The following is a 12,287-nucleotide window of genomic DNA, read 5'->3' as shown; positions in this document are numbered from 1 at the left end:
TCGGAGCCAGGGGGCGCTGCTCACGCCTCACCTCACCGCATACGTCGCCGATATGCGGTGCTGCTTACCCTTCGGACATGCGCGTACTGATCGTGGAGGACGAGCCCTACCTGGCCGAAGCCGTCCGGGACGGTCTGCGGCTGGAGGCGATCGCCGCCGACATCGCGGGCGACGGCGACTGTGCCCTGGAACTGCTCAGTGTCCACTCCTACGACCTCGCGGTCCTCGACCGCGACATCCCCGGCCCGTCCGGCGACGAGGTCGCGCGGCGCATCGTGGCCTCCGGCAGCGGCATCCCGATCCTCATGCTCACCGCCGCCGACCGGATCGACGACAAGGCCTCCGGGTTCGAGCTCGGCGCCGACGACTATCTCACCAAGCCGTTCGAGCTGCGGGAGCTCGTCCTGCGGTTGCGGGCGCTCGACCGCAGACGCGCGTACGCCCGGCCCCCGGTCCGCGAGATCGCGGGCCTGCGGGTCGACCCCTTCCGCCGGGAGGTCTTCCGCGACGGACGCTACGTCGCGCTCACCCGCAAGCAGTTCGCCGTGCTGGAGGTCCTCGTCGCCGCCGAGGGCGGGGTCGTCAGCGCCGAGGAGCTGCTGGAACGGGCCTGGGACGAGAACGCCGATCCCCTCACCAACGCCGTGCGCATCACTGTCTCCGCCCTGCGCAAACGGCTCGGCGAGCCATGGGTCATCGCCACGGTGCCGGGGGTCGGCTACCGCATCGACACCGGCCCGGGCAGCGCACATGCATAGACGCCCAGGGCTCAGCGCCCGACTGAAACTGACCCTCAGCTACGCCGGGTTCCTCGCGGTCGCCGGCGCTCTTCTGCTGGCCGTGGTGTGGGGGTTCATCCTGCGCTACGTCCCCGACAACTCGCAGGGCCTCCTCGGGATCTCGCCCAACCGCTACCTGCTCGTGCACACCTTCGCCCCCGCCGCGGCCGTGGCGATGGCCTTCCTGCTGGTGTTCGGCCTCGTCGGAGGGTGGTTCCTCGCAGGCCGGATGCTCGCACCGCTCACACAGATCACGGCGGCGGCACGGACGGTCGGCAACGGATCGCTGTCCCACCGCATCCGCATGGAGGGCCGCCAGGACGAATTCCGTGAACTCGCCGACGCGTTCGACACCATGCTCGGACAACTCGAGTCGCACGTCGCCGAGCAGCAGAGGTTCGCCGCGAACGCCTCTCACGAACTGCGCACCCCACTGGCCATCTCGCAGACACTGCTCGACGTCGCCCGCAAGGACCCCACCCGGGACCGCGAAGAACTCCTCGCACGCCTGCAGAGTGTCAACACGCGCGCGATCGGCCTCACCGAGGCCCTCCTGCTGCTCAGCCGCAGCGACCGCGGACACTTCACCCGCGAGAGCGTCGACCTCTCCCTCGTCGCCGAAGAAGCCGCCGAAACGCTGCTTCCCCTCGCCGAACAGCGCCGGATCACGCTCGACGTCACCGGCGGGCCGGCCCCGGCCAGCGGCTCCGCGGAACTCCTGCTGCGGATGGCGGCGAACCTCGTCCAGAACGCCGTCGTCCACAACCTCCCCGTCGGTGGCACCGTGACGGTCCACACGGAGGCGTACGGCGACACGAGCGTGCTACGGGTCGAGAACACGGGGCCGCCCGTGGCACCGGAACTGCTGCCGACCCTCACCGAACCCTTCCAGCGCGGAACGGACCGCGCACGCACCGACGAACACGCCGGCGTCGGGCTCGGCCTGGCCATCGTGCACAGCGTCGTCCGAGCCCACGGCGGGACCCTCGACCTCGCTCCCCGCCCCACCGGCGGTCTCCTCGTCACGGTCCGGCTGCCGGGCGCGCCGTAGGCGTCGTCTCATGCAGCACCAGCACGCAGTGACGGAGAGACGCCCGACTCGGACGAGCCACCGGGGCCTGTCCGGCGAATGCCCCGGACAGGCCCCGGTCGCGAGGAGGCCTCAGCGCTTGAGCGTGAAGGTGAAGTCCCCGGAGAGCTTGCCGCTCAGCCGGACCGCCGAGACGAGTTTCCCTTCCTCGACCAGCCTCTCCACCTCGGCCCGCGACAGACCGCACCCTTCGGCGATCAGCCGTACAGGCCGGACCGGAATCCGCGCCGCGAAGCGGACCGAGACGTCGATCACCTCCTGGTCCAGGTGATCCGATCCGCCGGTGTCGAGACGCCAGGCGTCGGCCCAGTCCAGAGCGACGCGATTACGTCGTTGCAGGACCGGGTCCTGGAGCAACTCGGCCGTCAGGCCGAGGTCGTTGTCGTGCAGCAGGTCCAGCAGCTCAGGTCGTACGGAGCGCACGTTCCTGCGCTCGAAGACCGTGAGCTTCGCCGTGTCCCCGCAACCCGTACAGAGGACGAGGAGCCAGGCGTCGATGGCCTTGTGGTTCGCGTTGACGCGGAATTTGCCGGGCGCCCGGAAGCGCGTGGACGCGCACGCGGGGCAGCGACGGAGAACGAGCGGGAGGCAGGTGGGTGCGACCACCCAGGTATTGAGCACAGAAGTACACCGGTTCCAGTGAGAAGTCCGCAGCAAAAAGCAGCGCGGCGCACAGATGCGACGCGCGACCGATCAGCGCTCGGGGTGTCTCACACGGTGTACAACGGCACGTCCTTGCCTGGGCGACTTGGTCCGGCAGCACGGTACGGGCACACGGTGGCGCCGTTCCACCGGTTTTCGCACGTCTCTGTTTGAGTGGGGCTGACGATCGCGGGCCAGGAGGGCAGCCATGTCGCAGCAGGAGCAGAAGCGAGCCGTCGTGCGTCGCGCCGACCGTCCCGGTGACCTGGGGTGGGTGGTGATGGCCCATGGCGAGAGCTATCACCGGCAGTTCGGCTGGGACACCGACTTCGAGGTCCTGGTCGCCAAGATCGTCGCCGACTACGCAGCCGGGCCCGACCCGGCCCGCGAGGCGGCCTGGATCGCCGAGTTCGACGGCCGGCGCGTGGGCTGCGTCTTCCTGGTCGCCGGCGACCGGCCGAAAGTGGCCAGGCTACGGCTGCTGCTCGTCACTCCGGAGGGCAGGGGCCTCCGGCTCGGGACGCGCCTGGTCGCCGAGTGCCTGGCCTTCGCCCGTGAGGCGGGCTACGAGCAGGTCACGCTGTGGACCAACGACGTGCTGGTGGCGGCGCGCAGGATCTACCAGAGCTTCGGCTTCACCCTCGCCGACGAGGAACGCCACCACAGCTTCGGCTATGATCTCGTCGGCCAGAACTGGACCCTCGACCTGCATGGGGGTGCGGAGGAGAGCGACGGCTGACCGCCGTCCCTCCGCCGAGCCGCAGGCCGAGGCGCTCGCACCGAACCTGGCAACGCGAGCGCATGGGCCCCGGACATCCACCGCATCGAACTGGGCCGCCTCATCGGCTAGCGCACCCGTACGGTGCCGCAGGCCCGGGAACTCACCACCGTACTGGCCGCCACCGGCGCCGCGCTGGACGCGGTGCTGGAGCTCACGGCTCCCGAAGACGTCGTGGTGGAACGGCTGTTGAGCCGAGGCCGCCCGGACGACACCGAGGACGTCGTACGACACCGGCAGCGGGTGTACGAGAGCCAGACCGCGCCCCTCCTCGCCCACTACGCGGGCATCCTGGTCACGGTTCCCGCGGTCGGGCCGGTCGAGGACATCACGGCGCGTGCCCTGGCGGGTCTGGCCGAGGCGGGGGCCGCCTGAGCGGAGGGCGGTCAGTCGAGACAGAACTCGTTGCCCTCGACGTCCTGCATCACGATGCAGGACTCGTTCTCCTCGTCGGCAAGGAGCACCTGCACCTGCACCGCACCGAGTGCCACCAGCCGCTCACTTTCGGCCTGGAGCGTGGCCAGGCGCTCGTCACCCACGAGGCCGGTACCGACCCGCACATCGAGATGCACCCGGTTCTTGGCGACCTTGCCCTCGGGGACGCGCTGGAAGTACAGCCGCGGGCCCACCCCCGTGGGATCACTGCACGCGAACCACGAACCCCGCTCCTCGGCGGGCAGCGAGCGATTGAAGTCGTCCCACGTGGCGAACCCGTCCGGCGGCGGCGGTGCGACATACCCCAACACCTCGCACCAGAAGCGACCGACGCGCTCAGGCTCTGCGCAGTCGAAGGTGACCTGGACCTTTTTGACCGATGCCATTGGGTCACCCTAACAAAGGGATGATCTTGCTCGATCGCGGGTGCGGCTGGGCACGTTGGACGGCCGAGCCGGACGGTCAGCCCTTGGTCGCGACGTAGTAGGCGTTGACCGGATCGCCCTCCACGGACTTGACCTCGATGTCCGTGAAGCCCGCTTCCCGGAGCATCCGCTCGGCTGTCTCCTGCCCCCAGACGGTGCCCAGGCCGGCGCCGCCGGTGCTGAGCGAGGTCGTCATGCAGTAGAAGACGGAGAAGCCGTAGAGGGCGGGCCCGAGCGGATGGCCGATGTTCTCCTCCAGCCTGCTGGAGGCGGCGATGTCTCCCATCAGGAAGGTGCCGCCGTCGCGCAACGCCGTGGCGACGGCCGCGAGGGTCTCGGCCGGGCGGGCAAGGTCGTGGATCACGTCGAAGGCGGTGATCAGGTCGTACTCGCCGGAGATCTCCGTGGAGTCGGCGAGGACGTAGTCGACGTTGCCGACACCGGAGCGCTCGGCCTTCTCACGGGCCGCCGCGATGCCGGTCTCCGACTGGTCCAGACCACGGAAGTGGCTGGCGGGGAACGCCTTCGCCAGCACCAGCGGGGCATGCCCCTGGCCGGTTCCCACGTCGAGCGCGTCGATGCCGGCACGCAGTCGTTCGGTCAGTCCCGGCGCCAGCGGGACGATCGTGTCCACGAGTGCGGCGTCGTAGACGCGGGCGGTCTCCTGCGCCTGCAGGGCCTGGAACCGGGGATAGGCGGAGTACGGCACTCCGCCGCCGTCGTGGAAGCAGCGCACGATCTGCTGTTCGACCTCGCCCAGCAGAGCGATGTACGGCATCATGCCGGCGAGGTTGTCCGGGCCCGCGGCGGTCGTCAGCGAGGCCGCGTGCTCGGGCGGCAGGACGTAGGTCCGGCTCTCCGGCTCGTACTCCAGGAACCCGCCGACGACCATGCCGCCCAGCCACTCACGGACGTACCGCTCGTCGAGGCCCGCCGCCTCGGCGACCTCGGCGCTCGTCGAAGGAGGAAGCGCCGCCAGCCGGTCGAACAGCCCGCACTGATGCCCGACGCTGATCAGCAGGGCCAGTGTGGCGTCGTTCAGCACACCGACGACCCTCCCCGCGAACGCCTCCTGTTTGGCCGTGTCCAGCGGTACCTGCTGTGCCTCCGGGATCGACATGATCGCTCCCTCCGTCGGGGCGGCTCCGGTACACCCGGGTGAGTGCTGCGTCGTATGTCCACGCTACGCGCGGATCCTGCGAGCAGACCTTACGGAGCGAGGACACCGGGCTCGTGGCGTGACGCAACTCGAACGCCTGACCGATAGTCCGGTCATCCGGCTGAACCGCGCGGTCGCCGTCGCGGAGGCGGACGGACCCCGCGCCGGTCTGGCGGCGCTCGCCGGCCTGGACGATCCACTGCCCCGCCACGCCGCCGTCGCGGCGAGTTGATTTCGCCGATCTTGGTCGCCGGTTCGCAGCGCATATGATCACGTCTCCGGACCCGAGAGCGACAGGAGGCCGAACGCGCATGGTGGATCAGCGTGTTGTGGTGGTGACCGGCGCAGGGACGGGGATCGGCGCGGCGACCGCACGCCTGCTCCGGGCGGCCGGGCACGATGTCGTCGTCTCCGGCCGACGGCCGGAACCGCTGCACCGCATCGCCGAGGAGACCGGAGCGCTGGCCTGCCCGGCCGACACCACTGACCCGGATGACGTGCTCCGCCTGGTGGAAACCGCCGTCGAGCGATTCGGCCGGCTCGACGGTCTGGTCGTCAACGCGGGCGTGGGCCGCGGCGGGGGAGTCGGGGAACTGTCCGACGAGGACTGGGAGCTGGTGCTCCGCACCAATCTCACCGGCCCGTTCCTCCTGATGCGGGCGGCACTGCCCCACCTGCTCCGCGCCCGGGGCTCCGTCGTCGCCGTCGCTTCGGTCTCCGCTCTGCGCAACGGAGTGGGCAACGCCGCCTACGCCACGTCCAAGGCGGCACTGCTGCAGTTGTGCCGGTCCCTGTCCGTCGACTACGGCCCGCAGGGCCTGCGGGCCAACACCGTCTGCCCCAGCTGGGTGCGCACCGAGATGGCCGACCGCCGCATGGCCCGCTTCGTCGAGGACGCCGGACTGGTCTCCGGCGAGCTGGACGAAGCGTACGAGGAGGCCACCCGGCTGCTGCCGGCCCGCCGCCCCGGACAACCCCAGGAGGTGGCCGAGGCCATCGCCTGGCTGCTCTCACCGGCCGCGTCCTTCGTCAACGGAGCCGTACTGACCGTGGACGGAGGCGCGACCGCCGTGGACCCCGGGACTGTTCCCTTCGATTTCCGGGTCGTCCCACGCGACGACACGAGGTGACCCCTGCGCACTGGGCATCGGCCGACAGCGCTTTGAGTCGGCGGGGCCGACTGCTCGGCCCCCCCCGTCACAGCGCCCGGGCCGCGTAGGCCCTGACGTCCGCGTCCGGGTCCGTCGTCGCGGTGGCCAGGGCCTGCCGGGCTTCGGCGACGGCGCTGTGGCGGGTCAGTGCCGTCACAGCGGCCTTCCGGACGTCGGCGTTGGGGTCGGCGAGCGTCTTGGCGAGGGCCGGTACGGCCTGGCCGGGGTCTGCGGTGGACAGGGCGGTCGCGGCGCCGGCGCGTACCTGCCAGGTCGGGTCGGACAGGGCGGCCTCGGCGCGTGCGGTCAGCGGGGGCGGGCAGCCGGTGGTGCCCAGTGCCGCGTAGGCCGCCGCGCGGACCAGGGCGTCCGGGTCGGCGGTGAGCTCGGCGAGGGCCGGGAGCACTGTGTCGGGGCCGGCCGGCGCGGTGTCGTCGAGCCGCCCCCCGGACACAGTGGCCAAGGCCTTGGCGAGGGCGACGCGGACCTCGCGGGAGGTGTCGGCGGTTGCCGCGCGAGCCAGTTCTTCGGTGGCGTCGACCGACACGAGGGCGCGTACCGCGGCGATCCGGACGGCGGTGTCGGGGTCCCTGAGGGACCGCGTGAACAGCGCGGTGTCACCGAGACGCAGGACGCGCAGGGCGTCCAGCGCGGTGGCGCGGGCGACGGGGTCGGCCGAGGACACGGCCGAGACGAGGCTTTCCCGCAGGGCCGGTTCCGGGGTCAGTGTCTCGACCAGTTCCCGCAGTGAGGCGGCCGCGGCGGCCCGGACGCCGGCGTCGGTGTCGGTGAGCGCGGCCGCCAGGGCCGGTCCGGTGCCCGAGGGCACGGTCTCGGTCAGGACGGTGACGGCCGTACGGCGGACGCCGGGGTCGGGGTCGGTGAGGTAGGCGGCGAGATCGCTGAGCGGCGGCTCGGCCTCCGCGAGGGCGAGCAGCTCCAGCAGGCGCGGCGTGGCCGGAGCGTCCCTGCCGGCGCCCGTGTCGGAGCCGCGCGAGGCGGGCGCCGCTTGCCGCAGCGCGACGGGTGCCGCTTCCCGGGCCCCGGCGGTCGCCACCTGTTCCGGCCGGATCTCGCCGAGGTGCCGGGAGGGGCCGCCGACCGCGTTGAAGCCGTCGACCGGGACCAGATAGGGAGCCACCGGACGGGCCGTGAACTCCATGGTGCCCGCGGGCGACTTGCGCAGATCGAGGTGGTGGAACCAGGAGGCGTCGTCGCGCCGAGGGTGGTCGAGACGCTCGTGGTAGAGGCCCCAGCGGGACTCCGTACGGGCCAGGGAAGCCCGCGCGGCCATCTCCGCGCAGTCCCGGATGAAGGACACTTCCGCACAGCGCATCAGCTCGTGCGGGGTGCGAGCACCCATCGACGCGATGTCCGCGCGCATCCGCTCGAACGCCTCCAGCGCCAGCGAGAGCCGGGCACCGGACTTCGGCGGGGTGACGTAGTCGTTGACGAAGCGGCGCAGCTTGTACTCGACCTGGGGCTGCGGCGGACCCTCGGGGTGGCGCAGCGGCCGGTAGATCAGCTCGTGCGCCTCGCGAAGCTGATCGGTCGGCAACTCCCCTTCGTACGACCGGAACTGCGCGGCGTCGGCGCCCGCCAGGTCCCCGAAGACGAACGCGCCGATCATGTAGTTGTGGGGGACGCAGGCCAGGTCTCCGGCGGCGTACAGCCGGGGGACCGTCGTACGGGCGTGGTCGTCCACCCGTACACCCGAGGCGGAATGGCCGCCGCACAGGCCGATCTCGGAGATGTGCATCTCCACGTCGTGGGTGCGGTAGTCGTGGCCGCGGCCCGCGTGGAAGGTGCCGCGCGTCGGGCGCTCGGTGGAGTGCAGGATCGTCTCCAGCGCCGAGATCGACTCCTCCGGCAGATGGCTCAGCTTCAGGTACACCGGACCCCGGTCGCCGGCCACCTCCGCCGCGAACTCGGCCATCATCTGCCCCGACCAGTAGTCGGAGTCGACGAAGCGTTCGCCGTGCCGGTTGACCTGGTAGCCGCCGAAGGGGTTGGCGACATAGGCGCAGGCAGGGCCGTTGTAGTCCTTGATCAGCGGGTTGATCTGGAAGCACTCGATGCCGGTGAGCTCGGCGCCCGCGTGGTACGCCATGGCGTAGCCGTCACCGGCGTTGGTCGGGTTCTCGTACGTGCCGTACAGGTATCCGGAGGCGGGCAGGCCGAGCCGGCCGCAGGCGCCGGTCGCCAGGATCACCGCGCCCGCCCGGACGGTGACGAACCGCCCCGTGCGGGTGTCGAAGCCGGCCGCCCCCACGGCACGCCCCTCGGCCGTCAGCACCCGCACCGGCATCACCCGGTTCTCGATCCGGATCCGCTCGCGCATCTCGCGCCGCCGCAACTGCCGGTACAGGACCTTCTTGACGTCCTTGCCCTCCGGCATCGGCAGCACGTACGAGCCCGAGCGGTGGACCTGGCGTACGGCGTACTCGCCGTGCTCGTCCTTCTCGAACTTCACTCCGTACGACTCCAGGCGCTGCACCATGGCGAAGCCGCGGGTGGCGGTCTGGCGGACGGTGCTCTGGTCGACGATGCCGTCGTTGGCACGGGTGATCTCGGCGACGTAGTCGTCGGGCTCGGCCCGGCCGGGGATCACCGCGTTGTTGACGCCGTCCATGCCCATCGCGAGCGCGCCGGAGTGGCGGACGTGGGCCTTCTCCAGCAGCAGGACGTCCGCACCGCACTCGGCGGCGGTCAGGGCCGCCATGGTGCCGGCGGTGCCGCCGCCGATGACGAGGACGTCACAGCTCAGTTCCGACGCGTCGGCCAGGGCCGGGATCTGCAGGGGGGTGTCCACCAGGGTGCCTTTCAAGAACCGAGTGAGGTGAGGACTTCGCGCCGCAGGGCGAGGCGCGCCGGATCGTCGTGCGCCGAGCGTTCACGCGGACGCGGTACGTCGCGTACGGCGGTCAGCCGGCCGGAGCCGAGGAGGGCGACCCGGTCGCCGAGGAACAGGGCCTCGTCGACGTCGTGGGTGACGAAGACGACGGTCGCGCCGGTGCCGTGCAGCACCTCCACCAGCAGGTCCTGCATGCCGGCGCGGGTCTGGGCGTCGAGCGCGCCGAAGGGTTCGTCCATGAGGACGGCACGCGGCCGGCCGGCCAGGACCCGGGCCAGTTGGGCGCGTTGGCGTTGCCCGCCGGAGACCCGGTGCGGCAACTGCCCGGCCAGTTCGGCGAGTTCGACCCGCTCCAGCCAGGCCTCGGCCTGTTCCCTGCGCTGCGCGCGCGGCAGTCCCTGGATGGCGAGGGGCAGTTCGACATTGGCGCGAAGGGTGCGCCAGGGCAGCAGGGCGTCCTCCTGGAAGACCAGCGCACGGTCCGCTCCCGGGCCGGTGACCGGCCGGCCGTCCTGTTCCACGGCCCCGTCCAGCACGGGCAGCAGACCGGCGAAGGTGCGCAGCAGGGTCGACTTGCCGCAGCCGGAGGCGCCGACCACGGTGAGGATCTGGCCCGGTGCGACGTCCAGGTGTACGTCCGCCACGGCCGGGGCGTCCGGCCGACCGAGGGTGGCGCCGCGCAGGGTGAGGCGGGTGCCGCGCGGGGCCGCGGCGGCGGTCCTCGCCTCGGCCGGCCTGGTCTCAGACGAGGTGCTCATCGCGTGCCTCCTCGGCCTTGGCGGGTTCGACGGTGGGCGCCGGGGTGCGTCGTGCGGGCCGGGGCCGGGGCCGGGCGGGGTCGTACGACGTACGCGGCAGCCAGCGGGTCAGGCGGCGGCCGGCCAGTTCGACGGCGGTGGAGGTCAGCCGGCCGAGCAGGCCGATGGTGACCATGCCGACGAAGACCCCCGGATAGTCGACGATCGTGTAGTCCTGCCAGGTGCGGTAGCCGACGCCGTACTGGCCGGAGATCATCTCGGCGGAGATCACACAGATCCAGGACACGCCGATGCCGACCGACAGGCCGCCGAAGATGCCGGGCAGCGCGCCCGGCAGGACGACCGAGCCGAGGATGCGCCACCGGTTGCCGCCCATGGTGCGCACCGCCTCCTCCCACACGGGGGTCAGGGCGCGCACCGCGTGCCGGGTGGAGACCAGGACGGGGAAGAAGGCGGCGGTGAAGGTGATGAAGACGATGCCCTGTTCGTTGGAGGGGAACAGCAGGATCGCGACGGGGACCAGGGCGATCGCGGGGATGGGCCGCACCACCTCCAGGACCGGGCCGAGCAGGTCCTCGGCGAGCCGCGAGCGGGCCACGAGCACGCCGGTGGCCACGCCCAGGACGGCGGCGAGCAGGAAGCCGGTCACGATCCGGATGAGGCTGTCGGTGAGGTCGGTCCAGTAGTCGGGGCCTGACAGCCGGTCGGTGAAGGCCCGCGCCACGTCGGTCACCGTGGGGAACTGGGAGAAGCGCACCCACAGGTCCACGTCGAAGGCGGTCAGCGCCTGCCACAGCCCGAGAGCGGCGGCCGCCGAACCGGCCCGCAGCGCGAGCCGGCCGGCCCGCCCGGGGTAGCGGCTCACGAGACCCGTCCCAGGGCGTCCTCGTACGTGACCACCCGGGCGTCGCTGTGACCGGCCACGTACGCCCGTGCGGTGGCCGGGGCGACGAAGGGCAGCAACTGCTTGCCGTCCGCGACCCAGACGGCCTTGTCGGCGAACCAGAGGGTGCCGGTGGTGGCGTCGGGGACGTAGGCCGCGCGCATGCCGCCCTCGTGCTCGGCGACGTACGCGAGGAGCTGGTTCGGGGAGGAGAAGCTCCGGGTCTTCGTGCTGCCCTTGGGCCAGACCTCGCTCGCGGTGGCGGGCGGGGAGGCGGCGAGCCGCCGCGCGTACCCGGTGCCGAGGGCCTTCTTGACGTACCGGTCGTCGACGAAGGAGTCCACGTCGATGTCACCGGTCAGCCCGGCGGCCTCGAGGACGGGCACGTCCTGCTCGAGCGCGGCGACGAGCTGCGGTTTGATCGCCGGGTCGAAGGTGGAGATACCGTGGGCGCCGTTGTAGAGGTAGACGACCTCGGCCGGCAGCCCGGTCGCCTCCGCGACCTGCTCGGCGGCCTTGACCGGATGGGCGTCGAGGTAGTCGGTCGCCTCGGCCTGGGCCTTCAGGAACGCCTCCAGTACGGCGGGGTGCTGCTCGGCGAAGTCCTCGCGGACGGTGACGCCGTGGAATGTCGGCAGGTTCAGCTGGGCACCGTCGTACAGCGCCTTCGCCTTGCCCTGGTGGGCGAGCAGGCCCGGCCAGGCGACGAACTGCGACAGGGCGTCCGCGCTGCCGGCCGAGAGGGCCGAAGCGCCCACCGCGGGCTGCTGGTTGAGCTTTTCGACGTCCTCGTCCGGGTCGAGGCCCGCTCGCTGCAGGGCCCGTACGAGAGTGCCGTCGGCGGCGGAGCCGACGCTCGTGGAGACCTTCTTGCCCTTGAGGTCCTTCAGGTCGGCGAGCTTCGACTCCGGAGCGACGACGATCGTGTTGAGCCCGCCCTTGAGGTTGTAGCCGGTGACCGACACCAGGTGGGTGGGCTTGCCCAACTGCTTGCCGCGGGCCGCGTTGATGAGCAGCGGGAAGTCGCCCATCGACCCGATGTCGATCTTCCCGGCGGTCATCTGCGCGGTGATGGGCGCGCCGGTGGCGTAGTCCTGCCAGTCGACCTTGTAGGTCCTGCCGTCGTGCAGGGCGTTCAACTGCTTCTCGAAGGAGCCGAGCGAGCGCAGCAGCGTCCCGGCCGTCACGGTGTTGATGGTCTTGGACTGGTATCCGACGGTGACGGTGACCGTGGAACCGCCGCCCGCCTCGGCGCTGCCGCCGCAGGCGGTCAGGGGGAGCAGCAGAGTGGACGTGGCGAGTGCGACTGCCGTGCGTTTCATGGGAGTTGGGG

Annotated in this window: 12 protein-coding genes and 1 pseudogene; 6 read left to right on the top strand and 7 right to left on the bottom strand. The window is 71.6% G+C overall.

Annotated features, from left to right (window positions below; translation table 11 throughout):
- Positions 1 to 77: 77 nt before the first annotated feature.
- Both ACIQ6Y_RS21140 and ACIQ6Y_RS21135 read left to right on the top strand, forming a co-directional pair.
- On the top strand, positions 78 to 758 hold the full coding sequence (locus ACIQ6Y_RS21140) for a response regulator transcription factor (protein WP_404041063.1): 681 nt from the start codon (positions 78 to 80) through the stop codon (positions 756 to 758).
- A complete protein-coding gene (locus tag ACIQ6Y_RS21135) occupies positions 751 to 1,830 on the top strand; it encodes a sensor histidine kinase (RefSeq protein WP_404041060.1) in 1,080 nt (359 codons plus the stop codon). Before ACIQ6Y_RS21140 ends, ACIQ6Y_RS21135 begins: the two co-directional genes overlap by 8 nt.
- Before the next feature lie 111 nt (positions 1,831 to 1,941).
- Here ACIQ6Y_RS21135 and ACIQ6Y_RS21130 read toward each other — a convergent pair whose 3' ends face one another.
- A complete protein-coding gene (locus ACIQ6Y_RS21130) occupies positions 1,942 to 2,490 on the bottom strand; it encodes a DUF1062 domain-containing protein (RefSeq protein WP_404041058.1) in 549 nt (182 codons plus the stop codon).
- A gap of 229 nt (positions 2,491 to 2,719) precedes the next feature.
- On the opposite strand from ACIQ6Y_RS21130, the gene ACIQ6Y_RS21125 reads away from it, so the two are divergent.
- Both ACIQ6Y_RS21125 and ACIQ6Y_RS21120 read left to right on the top strand, forming a co-directional pair.
- The gene (locus ACIQ6Y_RS21125; RefSeq protein ID WP_404041055.1) at positions 2,720 to 3,250 is read left to right on the top strand and encodes a GNAT family N-acetyltransferase; all 531 of its coding nucleotides are present in this window, start codon (positions 2,720 to 2,722) and stop codon (positions 3,248 to 3,250) included.
- 123 nt (positions 3,251 to 3,373) lie between these two features.
- Entirely contained in the window at positions 3,374 to 3,664 is a 291-nt protein-coding gene (locus ACIQ6Y_RS21120; RefSeq protein ID WP_404041053.1) for a nucleoside monophosphate kinase, read from the top strand.
- An 11-nt stretch (positions 3,665 to 3,675) separates the two neighbouring features.
- Here ACIQ6Y_RS21120 and ACIQ6Y_RS21115 read toward each other — a convergent pair whose 3' ends face one another.
- Together ACIQ6Y_RS21115 and ACIQ6Y_RS21110 are read right to left on the bottom strand one after the other, a co-directional pair.
- Positions 3,676 to 4,110 (bottom strand): VOC family protein, encoded by a 435-nt coding sequence (locus ACIQ6Y_RS21115; RefSeq protein WP_404041050.1) that lies wholly within the window; start codon positions 4,108 to 4,110, stop codon positions 3,676 to 3,678.
- Between the two features lie 76 nt (positions 4,111 to 4,186).
- Positions 4,187 to 5,269 carry a class I SAM-dependent methyltransferase gene (locus ACIQ6Y_RS21110; protein WP_404041047.1) on the bottom strand — a complete coding sequence of 361 codons (1,083 nt, stop codon included), beginning with the start codon at positions 5,267 to 5,269 and terminating at the stop codon, positions 4,187 to 4,189.
- Positions 5,270 to 5,393: 124 nt separating this feature from the next.
- Here ACIQ6Y_RS21110 and ACIQ6Y_RS21105 point away from each other — a divergent pair.
- Positions 5,394 to 5,534, top strand: a pseudogene (locus tag ACIQ6Y_RS21105) (RNA polymerase subunit sigma-24); the annotation flags it as partial.
- Between the two features lie 85 nt (positions 5,535 to 5,619).
- Positions 5,620 to 6,438, top strand: a complete 819-nt coding sequence (locus ACIQ6Y_RS21100; protein WP_404041044.1) for an SDR family NAD(P)-dependent oxidoreductase — start codon at positions 5,620 to 5,622, stop codon at positions 6,436 to 6,438.
- A 67-nt stretch (positions 6,439 to 6,505) separates the two neighbouring features.
- Here the strand turns inward: ACIQ6Y_RS21100 and ACIQ6Y_RS21095 are convergent, their stop codons facing one another.
- The 4 genes from ACIQ6Y_RS21095 to ACIQ6Y_RS21080 are packed head-to-tail and all read right to left on the bottom strand — an operon-like array spanning position 6,506 to position 12,276.
- A complete protein-coding gene (locus ACIQ6Y_RS21095; protein ID WP_404041041.1) occupies positions 6,506 to 9,271 on the bottom strand; it encodes a fumarate reductase/succinate dehydrogenase flavoprotein subunit in 2,766 nt (921 codons plus the stop codon).
- Positions 9,272 to 9,282: 11 nt separating this feature from the next.
- A complete protein-coding gene (locus ACIQ6Y_RS21090; RefSeq protein ID WP_404041038.1) occupies positions 9,283 to 10,071 on the bottom strand; it encodes an ABC transporter ATP-binding protein in 789 nt (262 codons plus the stop codon).
- Positions 10,055 to 10,936, bottom strand: coding sequence for an ABC transporter permease (locus ACIQ6Y_RS21085; protein WP_404041035.1), 882 nt, complete (start codon positions 10,934 to 10,936; stop codon positions 10,055 to 10,057). The genes ACIQ6Y_RS21090 and ACIQ6Y_RS21085 overlap by 17 nt, the downstream gene beginning before the upstream one ends.
- Entirely contained in the window at positions 10,933 to 12,276 is a 1,344-nt protein-coding gene (locus tag ACIQ6Y_RS21080) for an ABC transporter substrate-binding protein (protein ID WP_404041032.1), read from the bottom strand. Before ACIQ6Y_RS21080 ends, ACIQ6Y_RS21085 begins: the two co-directional genes overlap by 4 nt.
- Positions 12,277 to 12,287 lie beyond the last annotated feature (11 nt).

It is taken from the genome of Streptomyces sp. NPDC096205, assembly GCF_044763135.1.
Classification (GTDB): Bacteria; Actinomycetota; Actinomycetes; order Streptomycetales; family Streptomycetaceae; genus Streptomyces.
This window is presented reverse-complemented; position numbering and strand designations above follow the sequence as displayed.